General features: G+C 70.9%; 17 protein-coding genes. 9 read left to right on the top strand and 8 right to left on the bottom strand.

The window, feature by feature from the left end:
* The 4 genes from GYH36_RS04105 to GYH36_RS04090 all read left to right on the top strand — a co-directional run.
* Positions 1-393: NAD(P)/FAD-dependent oxidoreductase (locus GYH36_RS04105; protein WP_162289173.1), on the top strand; the 393-nt coding region annotated here is incomplete at its 5' end.
* 78 nt (positions 394-471) lie between these two features.
* Positions 472-804, top strand: coding sequence for a thioredoxin (trxA, locus tag GYH36_RS04100; RefSeq protein WP_024841569.1), 333 nt, complete (start codon positions 472-474; stop codon positions 802-804).
* Positions 805-938: 134 nt separating this feature from the next.
* A complete protein-coding gene (locus GYH36_RS04095) occupies positions 939-2,267 on the top strand; it encodes an aminotransferase-like domain-containing protein (protein ID WP_312028499.1) in 1,329 nt (442 codons plus the stop codon).
* 191 nt (positions 2,268-2,458) lie between these two features.
* Entirely contained in the window at positions 2,459-3,403 is a 945-nt protein-coding gene (locus GYH36_RS04090) for a D-alanine--D-alanine ligase family protein (protein ID WP_115943438.1), read from the top strand.
* A gap of 988 nt (positions 3,404-4,391) precedes the next feature.
* On the opposite strand, the gene GYH36_RS04085 is transcribed toward GYH36_RS04090, so the two are convergent.
* The 8 genes from GYH36_RS04085 to rpmH all read right to left on the bottom strand — a co-directional run bounded on the left by GYH36_RS04085 (position 4,392) and on the right by rpmH (position 10,688).
* A complete protein-coding gene (locus tag GYH36_RS04085; protein ID WP_162289172.1) occupies positions 4,392-5,762 on the bottom strand; it encodes a ParB/RepB/Spo0J family partition protein in 1,371 nt (456 codons plus the stop codon).
* Positions 5,759-6,928: a ParA family protein gene (locus tag GYH36_RS04080; RefSeq protein WP_446661270.1), complete on the bottom strand. Its 1,170-nt coding sequence runs from the start codon at positions 6,926-6,928 to the stop codon at positions 5,759-5,761. The genes GYH36_RS04085 and GYH36_RS04080 overlap by 4 nt, the downstream gene beginning before the upstream one ends.
* 123 nt (positions 6,929-7,051) lie before the next feature.
* Positions 7,052-7,714 (bottom strand): 16S rRNA (guanine(527)-N(7))-methyltransferase RsmG, encoded by a 663-nt coding sequence (gene rsmG / locus GYH36_RS04075; protein ID WP_162289184.1) that lies wholly within the window; start codon positions 7,712-7,714, stop codon positions 7,052-7,054.
* A 404-nt stretch (positions 7,715-8,118) separates the two neighbouring features.
* Entirely contained in the window at positions 8,119-8,646 is a 528-nt protein-coding gene (locus tag GYH36_RS04070; RefSeq protein ID WP_024841575.1) for a Jag family protein, read from the bottom strand.
* Positions 8,647-8,685: 39 nt separating this feature from the next.
* Positions 8,686-9,777, bottom strand: a complete 1,092-nt coding sequence (yidC, locus tag GYH36_RS04065) for a membrane protein insertase YidC (protein WP_034605047.1) — start codon at positions 9,775-9,777, stop codon at positions 8,686-8,688.
* Positions 9,778-9,843: 66 nt separating this feature from the next.
* Entirely contained in the window at positions 9,844-10,179 is a 336-nt protein-coding gene (gene yidD, locus GYH36_RS20245; RefSeq protein ID WP_162289171.1) for a membrane protein insertion efficiency factor YidD, read from the bottom strand.
* Positions 10,176-10,544, bottom strand: a complete 369-nt coding sequence (rnpA, locus tag GYH36_RS04055; RefSeq protein WP_115941526.1) for a ribonuclease P protein component — start codon at positions 10,542-10,544, stop codon at positions 10,176-10,178. Before rnpA ends, yidD begins: the two co-directional genes overlap by 4 nt.
* A gap of 6 nt (positions 10,545-10,550) precedes the next feature.
* The gene (gene rpmH / locus GYH36_RS04050) at positions 10,551-10,688 is read right to left on the bottom strand and encodes a 50S ribosomal protein L34 (RefSeq protein WP_013885212.1); all 138 of its coding nucleotides are present in this window, start codon (positions 10,686-10,688) and stop codon (positions 10,551-10,553) included.
* 547 nt (positions 10,689-11,235) lie between these two features.
* Between rpmH and dnaA the strand changes: the two genes are divergently transcribed.
* From dnaA to GYH36_RS04025, 5 genes are all read left to right on the top strand, one after another.
* Positions 11,236-12,654, top strand: coding sequence for a chromosomal replication initiator protein DnaA (dnaA, locus tag GYH36_RS04045; protein ID WP_024841577.1), 1,419 nt, complete (start codon positions 11,236-11,238; stop codon positions 12,652-12,654).
* A gap of 1,324 nt (positions 12,655-13,978) precedes the next feature.
* On the top strand, positions 13,979-15,109 hold the full coding sequence (gene dnaN / locus GYH36_RS04040) for a DNA polymerase III subunit beta (protein WP_024841578.1): 1,131 nt from the start codon (positions 13,979-13,981) through the stop codon (positions 15,107-15,109).
* A 51-nt stretch (positions 15,110-15,160) separates the two neighbouring features.
* Positions 15,161-16,099 (top strand): phosphogluconate dehydrogenase (NAD(+)-dependent, decarboxylating), encoded by a 939-nt coding sequence (gene gnd / locus GYH36_RS04035; RefSeq protein WP_024841579.1) that lies wholly within the window; start codon positions 15,161-15,163, stop codon positions 16,097-16,099.
* A 55-nt stretch (positions 16,100-16,154) separates the two neighbouring features.
* Complete coding sequence (recF, locus tag GYH36_RS04030; RefSeq protein ID WP_162289170.1) at positions 16,155-17,459, top strand: DNA replication/repair protein RecF; 1,305 nt, start codon at positions 16,155-16,157, stop codon at positions 17,457-17,459.
* 73 nt (positions 17,460-17,532) lie between these two features.
* Positions 17,533-18,072: a DciA family protein gene (locus GYH36_RS04025; RefSeq protein WP_203231559.1), complete on the top strand. Its 540-nt coding sequence runs from the start codon at positions 17,533-17,535 to the stop codon at positions 18,070-18,072.
* The last annotated feature ends 44 nt before the right edge of the window (positions 18,073-18,116 follow it).

Genomic DNA, 18,116 nt, shown 5'->3' with positions numbered 1-18,116 from the left:
GGCGAGAACAAGGTCGAGGCCCTCACGCTGCGCGACACCGTGACCGGCGAGGAGCGCGAGCTCCCCGCGACCGGCCTCTTCGTCGCGATCGGCCACGAGCCGCGCACCGAGCTCGTCAAGGGGCAGATCGACCTGGACGACGAGGGCTACATCCAGGTGGTCGGCCGTTCCACGGCGACCAACATCGAGGGCGTGTTCGCCTGCGGTGACGCGGTCGACCACACCTACCGCCAGGCCATCACCGCGGCCGGCTCCGGCTGCGCCGCCGCGCTCGACGCGCAGCGCTTCCTCACAGAGCTCGCCGACGCCGCCGGCCTGGAGGACCTCGCGGGTACCCCGCAGACCCCGAACCCGGACGAGCTGCCCGAGGCGCTCGCCGAGATCCAGGCCTGATCCACCGCCCGCGACGCCGCCGGGCTCGGCCCGCGCGCCGCTGGCGTCCGTCCCAGCCACATCTTCCAGGAGGTCACCATGCCGACCGTTCCGGTCACCGACGCCACCTTCCGCAGCGAGGTCCTCGAGTCTGACGTCCCCGTCCTCGTCGACTTCTGGGCCACGTGGTGCGGCCCGTGCCGCCAAGTCGCTCCCATCCTCGAGGAGCTCGCCGAGGAGTACGGCGACAAGATCAAGATCGCCAAGCTCGACACCGACGCCAACCCCGAGACCACGGGCGCCTACGGGATCGTGTCGATCCCCACGCTCAACGTCTACGTCGGCGGGGAGCTCCAGAAGTCGATCATCGGCGCTCGCCCCAAGCGTGCGCTGACGGAGGAGATCGACACGGTCCTGGCCACGACCGCCTGACCCGAGACCGCGCGTCGAGACACTCTCGCCCCCGTCGCGGGGGGCGCACCGCCGGAGGGCGGGCCACGGACGCCGTGGTCCGCCCTCCGGCGTCTTCACGGGATCCCCCGATCCCCCGTGCGACACTGGGAATCGTGACTGGTCCGACGACTCCCCCGCAGCAGCCCGCCCCCGGCGGCACCCGCCTCGACCCGTGGTTCGGTGCCTACGCAGAGCGAGCGCACGGGATGCGAGCGTCGGAGATCCGCGCGCTCTTCGCCGTCGCGAACCGTCCCGAGGTCGTGTCCCTGGCCGGCGGCATGCCGTACCTGGAGGGACTCCCCCTCGACCAGATCGCCGACACCATGCAGCGTCTCGTCGCGACGCGCGGTGCTACCGCGCTGCAGTACGGGTCCGGGCAGGGCGACGAGTCGCTGCGAGAGCGGATCCTCGACGTCGTCCGTCTTGAGGGCATCGACTGCCACCCCGACGACGTGGTCGTGACCACCGGCTCCCAGCAGGCCCTCGACCTCGTGACGCGCATCTTCATCGATCCCGGCGACGTCGTCGTCGCCGAGGCTCCCAGCTACGTCGGAGCGCTCGGAGTCTTCCGCTCGTACCAGGCGGACGTCGTCCACGTGCCCCTCGACGAGCACGGCCTCGTCCCCGACGCGCTCGAGGAGACGCTCTCCCGCCTCGCCGCCGAGGGTCGGCGCGTCAAGCTTCTGTACACCGTGCCGAACTTCCACAACCCGGCCGGCGTCACGCTCACCGCGGAGCGCCGCCCGCGCGTCCTCGAGATCGCCCAGCGGTACGGCGTGCTCGTCATCGAGGACAACCCCTACGGCCTCCTCGGCTTCGACGGCCAGACGCTCCCCGCGCTGCGGTCGCTCGACGAGGACGGCGTGCTCTACCTCGGGTCATTCTCCAAGACGTTCGCGCCCGGGTATCGGGTCGGGTGGGTCGTCGCGCCCCACGCGGTGCGCGAGAAGCTCGTGCTGGCCAGCGAGTCCGCGATCCTGTGTCCCTCGAACGCGTCGCAGCTCGCCATCGCGTCGTACCTCGACACGTGCGACTGGAAGGGCCAGATCAAGCAGTTCCGCGAGCTCTACCGCGAGCGACGCGACGCGATGATCGGGGCGCTCTCCGAGCACCTGCCGTCCGCGCGCTGGACCGTCCCGGACGGCGGCTTCTACACCTGGGTGCAGCTCCCCGAAGGGCTCGACGCGCGGTCCATGCTCCCCCGTGCCGTCACCGCGCGCGTCGCGTACGTCCCGGGCACCGCGTTCTACGCGGACGGCACCGGGTCGAGCCACGTGCGTCTCTCCTACTGCTTCCCGACCCCCGAGCGCATCCGCGAGGGCGTCCGCCGCCTGGCGGGTGTCGTGAACGCCGAGCAGGAGCTCGTCGAGATCTTCGGCACCAACGCCGAGCTCGACCCCGACGTCACCGACGTCGAGAACCCCTCGCCGAACCTGGCCTGAAGCACCCATCACGACGCCGGCTGGCACCCCACCGGGACGCGCCGGCACCGAACAGGAGTCCGTCAACAGTGGACACGACCACGGGTACCCCGACCACGGCGGCGACCGACGACGAGGGCGCCGAGATCTCTGCCCCCGACGCCGCACAGCGCGCTGACCAGCACCTTCACCTCCTCCGGCCCGACGACGACGTGCCGCCCGGCGGCCACGTCACCATCCTCGCGGGCGGGCTCTCGCACGAGCGGGACGTGTCGCTCCGGTCCGGGCGCCGCGTCGCGGAGAGCCTGCGGGCAGCCGGTCTCGAGGTCACGGTCCACGACGTCGACGCCGACCTGCTGCCCTTCCTCGACGCGAACCGTCCCGACGTCGTGTGGCCGCTCCTCCACGGCGCGAGCGGCGAGGACGGGTCGATCAGGGACGTGCTCGAGCTCGTCGGCGTCCCCTACGTCGGCACGGGACCGCGCGAGAGCCGTGCCGCGTGGAGCAAGCCCGTCGCCAAGAGCGTCGTGCTCGGCGCCGGCCTGTGCACCCCCGAGTACGTGACCCTCCCCCAGAGCCTGTTCCGCGAGCTCGGGGCACAGCCCGTGCTCGACGCCGTCGTCGCCCGCCTGGGCCTCCCTCTCGTCGTCAAGCCCACGCACGGCGGGTCGGCGCTCGGAGTCACGCTCGTCGAGCGCGCCGACCAGCTCCCTCGGGCGATGGTCGACTGCTTCGCCTACGGGGAGGTCGCGCTCATCGAGCGTGCCGTCCGCGGCGTCGAGCTCGCGGTGAGCGTCGTGGACCTCGGCCACGGTCCTGAGGCCCTCCCCCCGGTCGAGATCGTCACGAGCGGACCCTACGACTTCGACGCCCGGTACAACCCGGGCCGGACCGAGTACTTCGCCCCCGCGCGGCTCGACGAGGACGTGCTCTCGATCGTCCGCGCGGTCGCCGTCCGCGCACACGAGGCGCTCGGCCTTCGTGACCTCTCGCGCACCGACGTCATCCTCGATCCCGACGGCGTCGTGCAGTTCCTCGAGGTGAACGTCGCCCCGGGAATGACGGAGACATCCCTCCTCCCCCAGGCGGCCCGCGCCGCTGGTCTCGACCTCGGCCGCCTCTACCGGTCGATCGTCAACGCGCACGTGCGCCACTGACCGCGGTCTCGGCGACGCGCGGCGATCCACTTCGGTTCGGAACGTGTTCCCATCCCCGGTGTCAGGTACCCCACGTTCGTGACCGACACCGTCGCGACGACGGACACTCGATCTACCAGGACGACATCGCCCCTGCCTCCCACGTTTCACGTGAAACCTGACCCGCGCCAAACGCCAGAGACCTCGGTGCGCCTCGCGGTGTCGAGGCAGCGCCGTGCAAGCACATGATTGAAGCTCGGTTTCGAGCCACCACGGTTGCCACGGCAGACGCGCACGTTTCACGTGAAACGGGTTGGCCCCGCCCGGCGCGGTTCCACGTGAAACACGGCCTCGGCCCGACCAGCACCCCCGCGACGAGCGCGAGAGCACCGCGGAGCGCACGGGTGTCTCCCCTGGAGGGGCCCTCTCACTGTGTTCACGCCGGGGCGGTCGACCTCTGGCTACTGGGCCCACGAGATCCCGGGCTTCTGTCGGGGCGCACACGGCGGCGGGGCTCTTTGTGTTTCACGTGAAACCTCCCGGCCGAGTTCTGTGCCCTTGCCCGACGGCACCACTCTTCCGTCCAGAGGGTTCGTGCCCCTGCTGCTGTCCTTCGCTCAGGCCCGAGACCTGCGTTCGGACCCGGCGGTCTCACGCTGTCCAGGCGTCGATCCCGCCCCGTGACCCATCTCGGCCTCGGTCCCGCGGCGGCTCGAGAGTGCGTGCCGAGGCGGGACCTTTGGGTCGAGCTGTTCCGCGCCATGGGCCGCGTCCCATCGCGCCCGGCTAGCCACACGAGGCCCCAATCCTGGAGGGGGCCCGCTCGAACCCGAGCGCCGTGTCGGGCGCCGCATCTCAGGCCGCTCCGTGCTCGCTCTGCGCACCTGAGGGAACGTCTTCCGCCCACCAAGGTCGCGCCGGACAAGACAGCTGCGGCCGGATCCAGCGCCATCGCGCACGGATCCGGCCGCATGCCGGTGCTCGACCGCCGACCACGGCGGGTGGGGTCTCAGTGCCGCAGGAGACCGGGGTCGTCGGGTGCCATCACGTCCAGGATCCGGTTGAGATCCTCAACGGACGCGAATTCCACGGTGAGGCGGCCCTTCTTGGCTCCGAGATCGACCTTGACGCGGGTCTCGAAGCGATCGGACAGTCGGTGCGCCAGCTCGTCGATCGCCGCCGAGCGCTGCCCGGCTCGCGGAGCCCGAGGCGCACGTCGCTGACCGTCGAGCCCGCCCATCGCGACGATCTCCTCCGTCGCTCGTACGGACAGCCCCTCGGCGACGATCCGCTGCGCGAGGCGCTCGATCTCCGCCCCGTCGGTGAGACCGAGCAGCGCTCGGGCATGCCCCGCCGAGAGCACTCCAGCGGCGACTCGCCGCTGGACGAGCGGAGGGAGTCGCAAGAGACGCAGGGTGTTGGAGATCTGCGGGCGGCTCCGGGAGATCCGATCGGCGAGCTCCTCGTGCGTGCATCCGAAGTCGTCGAGAAGCTGGCGGTACGCTGCGGCTTCCTCCAGCGGGTTGAGCGCGCTGCGGTGGAGGTTCTCCAGCAGTGCGTCGCGCAGGAGGTCGGCGTCGCCCGTCTCGCGGATGATTGCGGGGATCACATCGAGTCCCGCGGCCTGCGTCGCGCGCCAGCGCCGCTCCCCCATGATGAGCTCGTACGACCCATCCTCCCCCGCGACAGGACGCACGACGACCGGCTGCAGCACGCCGATCTCGCGAATCGACCCGATCAGCTCGTCCAGCTCGCCCTCGTCGAAGACGGTCCGCGGTTGACGCGGATTCGGGCGGATCGAACCCGTCGGAATCTCGGCGAAACGTGCGCCCGGGACGGGGACCAGATCGTCACCAGCGCCGCCCGCCCACTCCTCCGTCGCGTGTGCTGCCGCGGGGTCGCCGGCGGCGGGTGCCAGGGCGTCGTCGCTCGGTCCTGCCTCGTTCGGCGCGCTGGCCGCGGTTTCACGTGAAACATCCGTACCGGGAGCGTCGCGCTCCGGCGCGGTACCTTCGGGCTCGCTCGTCGAGGGTTCGGAGTCGACAGAAGGCGCCTCGTTCGCTCCCTCCGCGGCACCCGTACCGCTACTCACCGCGTCCAGCTCCGCCAGGTCCGACTCCGAGAGCGCGGTGAGAACGTCGACGTCGGACGGGCCGGACGGCGCATCGGCGACCAGCGTCACGACGGGCGTGACATCAGCGCTCGAAGCGTGCGCGTCTGCCGGCAAATCGGCGAGGTCGGCTCGAGTGTCGGCTTCGTCGCGCGGCGACTCCTCAGCCGGAGCGCTCGGAAAGAAGACGTCCACCGGACGCTTTCCCTCAGAACTGGTGGGAATGAGGGCACCGAGCCCACGTCCCAGCCCTCGACGCTTCTCGCTCATCGCTGCTCCTCCTGGCGCATGCCGGGACCACCGATGGTGCCGGCGAACTCGTGATCGGTACGTGCGGACGGCGCTGGCTCGTCTGCTGGCGACATCGGCGCGGCGCCGTCGGAGTGGTGGTTCTCGAGCCCGCGGTCCTCCGCGCGGTTCTCCGCACGCTGTGTCAGCTCGCGAGCCGCCTCAAGGTAGGCGAGCGCACCCGTCGACCCGGGGTCGTACGTCATGACCGTCTGGCCGTGGCTGGGCGCCTCCGAGATGCGCACCGAGCGTGGCACCGTGGTGCGCAACGTCTGGTCAGGGAAGTGCTCGCGCACTTCCGCAGCGACCTGCTGTGCCAGGTTCGTCCGGCCGTCGTACATGGTGAGGAGGATCGTCGAGACGTGCAGCCCCGGGTTGAGGTGCGACTTGATGAGCTCGATGGTCTTGAGGAGTTGGCTGAGGCCCTCGAGCGCGTAGTACTCGCACTGGATCGGGATCAGCACCTCGCGGCCGACCACGAAAGCGTTCACGGTGAGCAGGCCGAGGCTCGGAGGGCAGTCCACGAGGACGTAGTCGATCGGCTCAAGACCTTCACGCGCGCGCTCCGCCAGATACTCGTCCAACGCACGACGAAGCCGTGTTTCACGTGAAACAAGCGAGACGAGCTCGATCTCGGCGCCAGACAAGTCGATCGTCGCGGGGACGCACCAGAGCGTGGGGATGTCCGGACACTGCTGCACCGCGCTGGAGAGAGGGTCGCCGTCCACGAGGACTTCGTAGATCGACGGCGTCCCCGCTCGGTGCTCCACGCCGAGGGCCGTCGACGCGTTGCCCTGAGGATCGTTGTCGATCACGAGGACGTTGAGACCTGCCTGGGCCAGTCCGGCGGCAAGGTTGACCGTCGTCGTGGTCTTTCCGACGCCGCCCTTCTGGTTCGCGACCGTGATGATGCGCGTGGACACGGGTCGCGGGAACCGTCGACCCTGCAGATCGATGCGGCGACGGGCGTCCTCCGCGAGCTGGGCGGCCAGTGGCGTCGTCTCGTCAGTCGCCGGGAGGCTCGCCATCAAAGCTGCTCGGCGGTCGTCGTCCGTCTTCACCCCAGACATGTCTCCCCCGTCCAGCGAGATCGGCTGTGGGGTCGCCAGATCCTGACGTCCCTCCGGCTCGACAGGCCGTTCCGTCACGCGTCTCATCCTCTCGGTCGTCGCGTCCCCAGCATGCGTCGAAGCGTGCGCCGCACAGCGGAGGTCGAGAACAGTGTTCCTCCGTGTCGCGGTCGCAGCATGAGCGAGCCTCGCTCGGTGGACTCAGCGAGCCCCAGTCTGCCGCACGATCCGCACCACGGTCGTCGTCTCCACACCCGGGAGCGTGGGCGCGTCGATGATCTCGGGCTCGGAACCCTTGAGGCGGCGCAGGACCTTACGTGCCGGCTCGACCTCACGGCCCACGTTGCGCCCCTTGAGGACGATCATCTCGCCGCCCGCACGGACCAGCGGCAAGGACAGCCGAGCAAGCTTGTCCAACGCCGCGACAGCACGGGAGGTCACGGCGTCGCACTCGAACGCTCCGTGGTACTCCTCGGCACGCCCGCGCTTGATCTCGACGTTCGACAGGTCGAGATCCTCGGCGACCTCCGCGAGCCACGCGCAACGCCGCTCCATCGGCTCGATCAAGTAGACCTCTGCCTCGGGGCGCATGGCCGCGATGACGACACCGGGAAGGCCCGCACCGGAACCGATGTCCGCGATCAGACCCGTCGTCGGAAGAAAGGGCACCACGGCGGCGGAGTTGAGGATGTGGCGGTCCCAGATGCGCGACACCTCACGCGGGCCGATGAGTCCCCGCAGTTCGCCCTCGTCACGGAGCCGCTCGGCGAAACGATCGACCGCGGGGAACGCGTCGCCGAAATACTCCGCCAGTTGCTCCCTGGAGATCTCCGGCTCGCTGTTCTCTTCCGACACCTCGTGCATCCTCTCCTCGGTCTTCTCGCTGAACCGGAACCATCGTTTCACGTGAAACACCGGCCAGCCGCTCGTCGACCACACGACGGTCGTGCCCGCTTCTCGCTCCGGAGCCGAGCGTGCCCGTCCACCCTCGTCCTCCGTCCCGGCGCACGACGTCATGAGTACCGGCCGACACGCAGAGGGCAGCACGCCGGCGTGCTCAGCGGCGCGCACGGAGCGGACGCGCGCACGTCACCGTGCCCCACACCGCCGTCGCCCCGCCAGCCGAGCAGTCGGGGCACCGACAAGCGTCGGTGCGTTCTACCTCGCTGGGTCGTGGACGGCTCCACGGCTCGTGTCCGCAGCCCCGACACGACGACGCCCCCCGTTTCACGTGAAACGAGAGGCGCCGGCCCGTGCGACGGGTGCGATCAGTCTGCGGGGTGGATCACCACGTACCGCTGCGGCTCCACGCCCTCGGAGTCGCTGCGCAGGCCCGCCGCCGCGACGGCGTCGTGCACGACCTTCCGCTCGAACGCGTTGAGCGGCTCGAGCGAGACCTTCGTTCCCTCGGCACGGACACGAGCGATCGCGTCCTCCGCCAGTGCGGTGAGCTCACGACGACGGTCGGCACGGAACCCGGCGACGTCGAGCATGAGGCGGCTCCGCTCGCCGGTACGAGCCTGAACGGCCAGGCGGGTGAGCTCCTGGAGAGCATCGAGGACCTCGCCGTCAGTGCCGACGAGGGATCGGAGGTCAGCCGGGTCGTCGGCGACGATCTCGACGGCTGCACGATCGTGCTCGACGTCGATGTCGATGTCACCGTCGAGGTCGGCGATGTCGAGCAGTTCCTCGAGGTAGTCAGCCGCGATCTCGCCCTCCTCCTCGAGGCGGGTGGTGTCGGGCGTCGTCGCGGCGGCCGCGGCCTCTTCGGGCGCGGGGGTCTCGGTAGGCGTCATGGCGGTGCTCCTCACGGCAGGGTGCGCTCGGGCGCAGCTCTACTTCTGCTTCTTCTTCTTGGGCGCGGGCTTCGAGCTCCCGGATGCCGGCGCGCCGCTCGACGGACCGGTGCTGCCCGGCGCGGCGTCCTCGACGGGCGCGTCCTCGACCGCCGCATCATCACCGTGGGCGGCCGGTGACGAGGCTGCGGGGCGCGGGGCGCCCTTCTGGCGGTCCTTGCGCTTCGGCTGCTGGCGCTGCCCGCGGGGCTGCTCGATGACCGGCGTGGCGTCCTCGACGATGCCCTTCGCAGCGCGCTTGCGTGCCTGGCGCTCCTTGAGCTGGCGCTCGGCCTCGGATCCCGGGGCGGGCATGCGGCGGATGGTGTAGAACTGCTGACCCATCGACCAGAGGTTCGTCGTGGTCCAGTAGACGAGGACACCGACGGGGAAGTTGACGCCCGACACGGCGAAGATGAACGGGAAGACGTAGAGCATCATCTTCTGCGTCGACGCCATCGGGCCCTCGAGCGCGGCCTTCGGCATGTTCTTCATGGTGAGCTGGCGCTGCGTGAAGAACGTCGTCGCGCACATCGCGAGGATGAGCACGCCGATGACGATCCTGGTCTGCAGGTCGTCGGTGCGCAGGAAGATGTCGGACAGCTGGGCGCCGAACACCGACGAGCTCTCGATGTCGCTCGCGACCGACGCGTCGATCGGGCCGATCGGGTTGTCCGTGCCGTTCGAGATCGGCACGAGGCCGTTGAGCACGCGGAAGAGGGCGAAGAAGATCGGCGACTGCAGCAGGATCGGCATGCACGACGCGAACGGGTTCGTCCCGTGCTTCCGGTACAGCTCCATGGTCTCGCGACTCATGGCCTCACGAGAGGCGGGGTCCGTCTTGCCCTTGTACTTCTTCTGGATCGCCTGCATCTCGGGCTGCAGCATCTGCATCCCGCGCGACGCCTTGATCTGCTTGAAGAACAGCGGGATCAGCAGGATGCGGATGATGATCACGAGCCCGACGATCGACAGGACCCACGCGGGCCCCGGACCGTCGGAGAACCCGAGGAACACCAGCCCCTGGTGGCACAGGTACATGATCCACGCCACGACCCACTCGATCGGGGCGAGGAACGCGAAGAAGTCCATCGGTGACTGCTCCCTCAGACGGATGACAAAGAAAAGATGGTGAACCGCCCGCGATCGGGCGCCGGACTAGTGCGTGTGTCGAGCCGGCGGAACGTCGTCGACCCCACCGAGGCTCCAGGGGTTGCAGCGCAGCAGCCGCCAGAGGGCGAGGCCCGTTCCGCGCAGGGCGCCGTGACGACGCACCGCCGTGAGGGCGTACTGGGAGCAGGACGGGTAGTACTTGCACGTCGGCCCCGTCATCGGCGAGATCACCGACTGGTAGGCACGGATCATGCCGATGAGCGTGAGCGCGGGGACCCGGCGGAGGACGTCGAGAAGTCGTCGCGCCGCGCTCGGCACCGCAGGTGCGTCGACCCCGGCGGGACGTGGGTCGTGCTCGGCGGCAGGGTGCGTGGTCGTCATCGACCCGCGCCGGTTCGCTCGTGCAGACGCTGCGCGGCGCGCTCGAGGCCGCGCGTGACGTCGGTGCTCAGCTGGTCGAACGTGGCGTCGGCGGACGCCGGGAGCGCCCGCACGACGGCGCGTGCGTGCGCGGGCAGCACCTCGAGGCGTGCCGCGGTGGCGGCACGCAGACGACGCTTCACGAGGTTGCGGTGCACCGCGTTCCCCACCGCCTTGGAGACGACGAAGCCGACCTGCGGCTGCGCGGCGCCCTCGGAGTCCTCCGAGAGGTGCACGACCACGGTCGACCTACCAGCACGCACGCCGCGGCGCACCGCCCGCTCGAAATCGACGGAACGGCGCAGTCGGTGCGCCGCGGGGAGCACGTGGGATCAGGCAGAGAGCTCGCTGCGGCCCTTGCGACGGCGGGCAGCCAGGATGGCGCGGCCGGCGCGGGTCCGCATGCGCAGCCGGAAGCCGTGGGTCTTCGCCCGGCGCCGGTTGTTCGGCTGGAAGGTCCGCTTGCTCACGAGGTACTCCAAGAACGTCGGGGAGGTACACCGTCTATGTCCTCGACGATGCAATGACGGGCGCCGGATGGTGCCCGTCGGTGGTTCAGGTCGTGCGCCGGTCGGTCGCCCGTCCGGCTGCGCCCCAGGCGCACGGATCGGGTGGGCCATTGCTGGGGGCACCGGGTCCATGCAGGTCGTTCGCGACACAGGGCCTCGTGCGGAGCTTCCTCCACGCGGGCGCGCCAAGAACACCTGGAACGGCTGTCTGACGGTACGCTGCGCGACCCCTCCGGGTCAAACCAGCGCGGGTGAGGTTCACCGCACGGCGGCGCGGTCGCGACGGCCGCCGACGGGAGGGCCGTCGAGCGGCCCGGGCGACCCCACCCTACAACCCACAGCCTGTGGACAACTATGTGGACGAGGGGTTCCCGTGGCACGATCGACCTCAGCATCACCACACCCGTGACCGTCTCTCGTCGGCGCACCCCGCCCCTGGCCCGTCAGCACGCGCTCGACGGCCTGGTCGCTCGTGCCCGGCGCCCCCTCGACCCGTGAGGAACTGCCCGTGGCCAACCCGGACGAGAACATCGCCGACGTCTGGTCGCAGACCCTGAGCATCCTCGAGGCGAGCCCGGACATCACGCCCCGGCAGATCGCGTTCATCCGCCTCGCCAAGCCCCTCGCGATCCTCGACGACACGGTGTTCATCGCTGTGCCGCACGAGCAGACCCGTACGTACCTCGAGACGCGTGTGCGCGACGAGCTCGTGACGGCGATGTCGTCGTGCCTCGGCCGTGACGTCCGCTTCGGGATCACGGTGGACCCGGAGCTGAGCTCCGACCCGGTCGTGGCGCCCGCGTCGCGGCCCGCCGTCGAGCGGCCGTACATCGAGCCCGACGACGGGCTGCCCGACCTCGTGCCGCCTCCCCCGCCGCGGCCGCAGGCCGAGCCGAGCAGGCTCAACCCGAAGTACGTCTTCGAGACGTTCGTCATCGGGTCGTCCAACCGCTTCGCGCACGCCGCGGCGGTCGCCGTCGCCGAGGCGCCGGCCAAGGCCTACAACCCGCTGTTCATCTACGGCGACTCCGGGCTCGGCAAGACGCACCTCCTGCACGCGATCGGGCACTACGCGCACAACCTCTACCCCAACGTGCGCGTGCGCTACGTGAACTCCGAGGAGTTCACGAACGACTTCATCAACTCCATCGGTGAGGGCAAGGCGGGCGCGTTCCAGCGCCGCTACCGCGACGTCGACGTCCTCCTCATCGACGACATCCAGTTCCTGCAGGGCAAGGAACAGACGATGGAGGAGTTCTTCCACACGTTCAACGCCCTCCACAACGCCAACAAGCAGGTCGTCATCACGTCCGACCTGCCGCCCAAGCAGCTCAACGGCTTCGAGGACCGCCTCCGGTCGAGGTTCGAGTGGGGGCTCATCACCGACGTCCAGCCGCCGGACCTCGAGACGCGCATCGCGATCCTCCGCAAGAAGGCGTCGAGCGAGCGTCTCGCGGCCCCCGACGACGTGCTGTCCTACATCGGCTCGCGCATCTCGACGAACATCCGCGAGCTCGAGGGCGCGCTGATCCGCGTCACGGCCTTCGCGAACCTCAACCGCCAGCAGGTCGACCTCCCGCTCGCGGAGATCGTGCTCAAGGACCTCATCACGGACGAGGACAGCGCGGAGATCACACCGGCGGCGATCATCGCCCAGACGGCCGCGTACTTCGGACTCACCATCGACGACCTGTGCGGAAGCTCGCGCTCGCGCGTCCTCGTGACGGCGCGGCAGATCGCGATGTACCTGTGCCGCGAGCTCACCGATCTCTCCCTGCCCAAGATCGGGCAGCAGTTCGGGGGCAGGGACCACACGACGGTCATGCACGCGAACCGCAAGATCACCGAGCAGATGGCCGAGCGCCGCTCGACCTACAACCAGGTCACCGAGCTCACGAGTCGCATCAAGCAGCAGCACCGCGGCTGACCTGCCCCATGGCCCGGACCGTGCACCGCGCCGATACTCGGGCTCGTGCGCGCCCGCGGCGACGCTCGCTCGAACGGTCCCTCCCCGGGCGTCGCGACGGAGCACCGCCGCGCACGGTGGTCCACGACCGCATGCTCGCGGCCGCGGCGCAGGGAGCCACGCACTCCGTCACGCTGCACGTGACGGTGCGCGAGGCCGTGATCGACCGCGCGGGGTCGCACCAGGAGCCTTCACGCGACCCGTACCGACGACGGGTGTCCGGGTCCTTGCACGACCCCGTCCTCCGGCACCAGAGGCCCGGCGCGCTCCTGTCCGGTCCGCTCGCGCGACGCGACGGCGGCCCGACGACGTTCTCCGGACCGGTTCTCCACCCGCTCGTGCGAGGTCTTCGTCACGCGGCGGACGGCGACCGAGCACAGACCCGTCCGCGCCTCACGCACCGCCCCGACCATCCACAGAGTTCCCCACCTGGGTGCGCGAATCTGTGGATATCGGGCCACCGGCTCTGCCGAGCCCCGTCCCGAAGCCCACGAAGGTGGTTCGTACACAGCGTGTGGGCCGAGTTGTCCACAGTCATCCACAGGGTTGCTGTGGGTTGTGACATCCGCGTGATCCCGGGGCACGGCGCCCGGCCACAACCACGCACTCAGATCGAGGACCCGTGGATTCTTGCGCGGTTTTCCCGTGCCCGATGTGGACGGACATCCGCGTACACAGTCTGTGGACGCACCGGATTTCCCATCCCTGTGCGCCGTTCTGTGGATAACTGTGGACGACGGCCGTGTTCGTGTGGACGGAGCACCCCATTTCGGTGGACGACGTGTGGGGACAGAGCGGCCGCCCACAGGACGCGCGACTTTCCCACACAGCGACCACCAGCCCGTCCACACGGCATTTAGTGCTCTGACCTGCGGAAACGTCGGTTTTCCACGAGTTCCACAACCCCTATGACGATGACGACAGTGATCTAGCAGGGGGAATTCACACGCCTTCATCAGGCACCGGCGGCCGAGCGTGACCTCCGCGCCGGCCGATCGACCGAGCATGCTCCGACGGCCGACCCCGTGCACGCGCACGGACCGTTCCACAGCGCCGTCCCCAGGGACGTCGTTCCAGTTCCTCCGGACCCGCACCTCGCGTAGGGTTCATGCACGACGCGTGTGCGCGGACCTGCGGACCGAGCTCGTCGCGTCCTGGAGGAACCGGGCTCGCCGCACGGTCGCCCGGGGCGCACCGCTCGACGACGAGCCGGGCACCGGGGCGCAGCCGGACGGCACATGTGAAGATCGAGTCCGATCAGGACGTTGGGACGAGAGGGTGTGGGATGAAGTTCCGGGTTGAGCGTGATGTCCTGGCCGACGCGGTGACCTGGACGGCGCGAACCCTGCCGACGCGCCCGCCGGCCCCTGTCCTCGCGGGCGTGCGGCTCGAGGCGGACGCGACCGGGACGATCGGCCTGTCGAGCTTCGACTACGAGGTCTCCGCCCGCTCCGAGATCCCCGCCGAGGTGAGCGAGCCGGGCACCGTGCTCGTGTCGGGCCGGCTCCTCGCGGAGATCTCCCGCGCGCTGCCCGCGAAGCCCGTCGACGTCGTCCTCGAGGGCAACAAGGTCATCGTCACGTGCGGGGCGAGCCGCTTCACGCTCCTCACCATGCCTGTGGACGAGTACCCGGCCCTGCCCGCGATGCCCGAGCTCTCGGGGACGGTCTCGGGCGACGAGCTGACGAACGCCGTCGCGCAGGTCACCGTCGCCGCGAGCCGCGACGACACGCTGCCCCTCCTCACGGGCGTGCGGGTCGAGATCGAGGGCGAGAAGATCACGCTGCTCGCGACGGACCGCTACCGCCTCGCGCTGCGCGAGCTCACCTGGACGCCGGTGACGCCGAGCTACTCGGCCGTCGCGCTCGTGCGCGCGCGCACGCTCAACGACGTCGCGAAGTCGCTCGGCGGATCGGGTCTCGTGAACATCGGCCTGAACACCGGCGTCGGGGTCGACCTCATCGGCTTCGAGGCGGGCGGCCGCCACACGACGTCGCAGCTCGTCGACGGCGACTACCCCGCGGTGCGCCGGCTCTTCCCGGACGAGACCCCGATCCACGCGGTCGTCCCCACCGCCCCCCTCATCGACGCGGCGAAGCGTGTCTCCCTGGTCGCGGAGCGCAACACGCCCATCCGGCTGTCGTTCACGGACGGCCAGGTCGTGCTGGACGCCGGGCAGGGTGACGACGCGCAGGCGTCCGAGGCGCTGGAGGCCGTGCTGGTCGGCGAGGACATCTCCGTGGCGTTCAACCCGCAGTTCCTGCTGGACGGCCTGGGTGCGCTGGGGACGGACTTCGTCCGCCTGAGCTTCACGCACCCGAACAAGCCGGTCGAGTTCACCGGTCAGGACTCGCTCGACGGCGAGGACTCGTCTCACTACCGCTACCTCCTCGTCCCGATCCGCTTCGCGGGCTGACCCGCCGAGGTCGCCCCGTACCCGCACGCCCGACCCCACCGGAGGACACGCATGGTCACGCGCATCGGACTCGTCGGTCTCGGCAAGATGGGCAACAACATGCGGGCGCGCATCCGCGCGGCCGGGATCGAGGTCGTCGGGTACGACCCGCGGCCCGAGGTCACGGACGTCGCGAGCCTCGCCGAGCTCGTCGCGGCCCTGCCCGACGACGGCCCGCGGATCGTGTGGGTGATGGTCCCCGCGGGCGACCCGACCCGGAGCGTCGTCACCGAGCTCGGCGGACTGCTGGGTGAGGGGGACGTTGTCATCGAGGGCGGCAACTCCTACTACGCCGAGGACCAGGCGCGCGCCGGCGAGCTGGCCGAGAAGGGCGTGGGCTATCTCGACGTCGGCGTCTCGGGCGGCGTGTGGGGCCTCGAGAACGGGTACGGCCTCATGGTCGGCGGCGACCGCACCTACGTCGAGGCCGCGATGCCGATCTTCGACGCGCTGCGCCCGGAGGGCCCGCGCGAGGAGGGCTTCGTGCACGCGGGCGAGGTGGGCGCGGGTCACTTCGCGAAGATGGTCCACAACGGCATCGAGTACGGCCTCATGCAGGCGTACGCGGAGGGCTATGAGCTCCTCGCCGCGAAGAGCGAGCTCGTCAAGGACGTCCACGGCACGATGAAGGCGTGGACGCGCGGCACCGTGGTGCGCTCGTGGCTCCTCGACCTGTTCGTCAAGGCGCTCGAGGAGGACCCGCAGCTCGCCGCGATCGACGACTGGGTCGACGACTCCGGCGAGGGTCGGTGGACCGTCGACGAGGCGATCGACAACGCCGTGCCGCTCCCGGTGATCTCGGCGGCGCTGTTCGCCCGGTTCGCGTCGCGTCAGGAGCAGTCGCCGGCGCTCAAGGCCGTCGCGGCGCTGCGTCAGCAGTTCGGCGGGCACGCCGTGAAGGCGGCCGGACCGGCGTCCCCGGGCGCGGGGCCGCTCGAGCCTCCCGCCTGACGGCGGGCCGGCTCCCGCGCGTCCTCGTCCCTCTCCCCCGGACCTCCTCGCACCGATGTACGTCTCGCACCTGTCCCTCGTCGACTTCCGCTCGTACGAGTCCGTCGACGTCGAGCTCGTCCCCGGCGTGAACGCCCTCGTGGGGCAGAACGGCCAGGGCAAGACGAACCTCGTGGAGGCGATCGGCTACGTCGCGACCCTCGCCAGCCACCGCGTCGCGGGTGACGCGGCCCTCGTGCGAGCGGGCGCGACCCGCGCCGTCGTGCGCACGCGTGTGGTCCGCGGCGACCGCGCGAGCACGGTCGAGCTCGAGATCGCGTCGGGCCGCGCGAACCGGGCGCGCATCAACCGCTCGCCCGCGAAGCGGCCGCGCGACGTGCTCGGCATCGTCCGCACGGTCCTCTTCGCGCCGGAGGACCTGGCCCTCGTCAAGGGCGACCCCGACGGGCGACGCCGGTTCCTCGACCAGCTCGCCGTCCTTCTCGTGCCCCGCGTCGCCGCGCTGCTCGCCGACTACGACCGCGTCCTGCGCCAGCGCGGCGCGCTGCTCAAGTCGGCGACGGCGCTGCGGGGACGCGGCCGCGGGTCCCGTCGTGCCGCCGTCGAGCCGCCGCCCGACGACGACGCACCCGAGCAGGCGGCCTCCCCGCTCGCGACGCTCGAGGTGTGGGACGCGCGCCTCGCGAGCCTCGGCGCCGAGATCACAGCACTGCGGCTGCAGCTCGTCGCCGCCCTGATGCCGTACGTCGCGGAGGCGTACGAGCAGGTCAGCGCGGGGCAGGGCGAGGCGCGGATCGCGTACCGCTCGTCCGTCGACGAGGTGCTCGACGAGGACGCGCCGTCGTCCGCGACCCCGACGGCAGGCACGGACCCGCAGGACGACGCCGACGCGCCCGCCCTTCCGGACGTCGCGACGCTGGAGAAGCGCATGCTGGATGCCATGCGGGTGGTGCGGGCGAAGGAGATCGAGCGCGGGGTGAACCTCGTGGGGCCGCACCGCGACGACGTCGTGCTCACGCTCGGAGGCCTGCCAGCGAAGGGGTACGCGAGCCACGGCGAGTCGTGGTCGTTCGCGCTCGCGCTGCGCCTCGCGTCCTACCGCCTGCTCAAGGACGGGGCGCCGGCGGGCCTCGACTCGCTGCTGTGGGCGGACCACTGGGGTCCGGACGGCGAGCCGATCCTCGTGCTCGACGACGTGTTCGCCGAGCTCGACGTCCGCCGGCGCGAGCGTCTCGCGGAGCTCGTCGCCGGCGCAGGGCAGGTCATCATCACCGCGGCCGTGCCCGACGACGTCCCGGCGCTCCTCGAGGGTGCTCGCTTCTCCGTGCACGACGGGACGGTCAGCCGTGTCGAGGGCTGAGGTCCGCCCGGGCGACGACGAGCCGGGTCGCCGGGCGCCGTCGTCGCGCGCGGACGCGGGGGACGTCGACGCGCTGGAGCCGCGGTCCACGGGCGTCCCCGTGGGGCACGTCGTGGACCTGACGCCGCCGGCGGAGGTCGCGCGGCAGGCGCTCAACCGCGCGAAGGCGGCGGCGCGGGCGAAGGGTCTGCGTCCGGGGCAGGAGCCGCGGCGCCGGATCCTGGCCGACCCGCCGACGTCGGGAGCGCGCCCGGGCGGGCGCGACCCGCAGCTCCTGGGGGACGTCGTCGCGCACCTGCTGCGCGAGCGCGACTGGGTCGCGGACGTGTCCGTGGGGGGCGTCGTCGGGCGGTGGCGCGAGGTCGTCGGGGACCAGGTCGCGGACCACTGCGAGCCGGAGACGTTCGAGGACAAGGTCCTCGTGGTGCGCGCGGACTCGACGGCCTGGGCGACGCAGGTGCGCCTGCTCGCCCCGCAGCTGCTCGAACGGCTCGCGCGCGAGGTCGGCGAGGGCGTGGTCGAGACGGTGACGGTCCTGGGGCCGGCGGGTCCGAGCTTCCGGCGCGGCAAGCGGTCCGTCCGCGGACCCGGGCCGCGGGACACGTGGGGCTGAGGCCGCGCGACACGCGGGGCTGAGCGCCCGACGGCGGACCCGCG

Source organism: Cellulosimicrobium composti, assembly GCF_010287905.1.
Classification (GTDB): domain Bacteria; phylum Actinomycetota; class Actinomycetes; order Actinomycetales; family Cellulomonadaceae; genus Cellulosimicrobium; species Cellulosimicrobium composti.
The sequence above is the reverse complement of the archived record's forward strand: the minus strand, read 5'-3'. Positions and strand labels throughout refer to the sequence as shown.

What these genes read in the sequence shown, in the direction of transcription:
- dnaN (WP_024841578.1), top strand. Translation starts at nt 13,979, where the DNA reads ATGAAGTTCCGGGTTGAGCGTGATGTCCTGGCCGACGCGGTGACCTGG.
- yidD (WP_162289171.1), bottom strand. Translation starts at nt 10,179, where the DNA reads ATGACGACCACGCACCCTGCCGCCGAGCACGACCCACGTCCCGCCGGG.
- trxA (WP_024841569.1), top strand. Translation starts at nt 472, where the DNA reads ATGCCGACCGTTCCGGTCACCGACGCCACCTTCCGCAGCGAGGTCCTC.
- recF (WP_162289170.1), top strand. Translation starts at nt 16,155, where the DNA reads ATGTACGTCTCGCACCTGTCCCTCGTCGACTTCCGCTCGTACGAGTCC.
- GYH36_RS04085 (WP_162289172.1), bottom strand. Translation starts at nt 5,762, where the DNA reads ATGAGCGAGAAGCGTCGAGGGCTGGGACGTGGGCTCGGTGCCCTCATT.
- GYH36_RS04070 (WP_024841575.1), bottom strand. Translation starts at nt 8,646, where the DNA reads ATGACGCCTACCGAGACCCCCGCGCCCGAAGAGGCCGCGGCCGCCGCG.
- gnd (WP_024841579.1), top strand. Translation starts at nt 15,161, where the DNA reads ATGGTCACGCGCATCGGACTCGTCGGTCTCGGCAAGATGGGCAACAAC.
- yidC (WP_034605047.1), bottom strand. Translation starts at nt 9,777, where the DNA reads ATGGACTTCTTCGCGTTCCTCGCCCCGATCGAGTGGGTCGTGGCGTGG.
- rsmG (WP_162289184.1), bottom strand. Translation starts at nt 7,714, where the DNA reads ATGCACGAGGTGTCGGAAGAGAACAGCGAGCCGGAGATCTCCAGGGAG.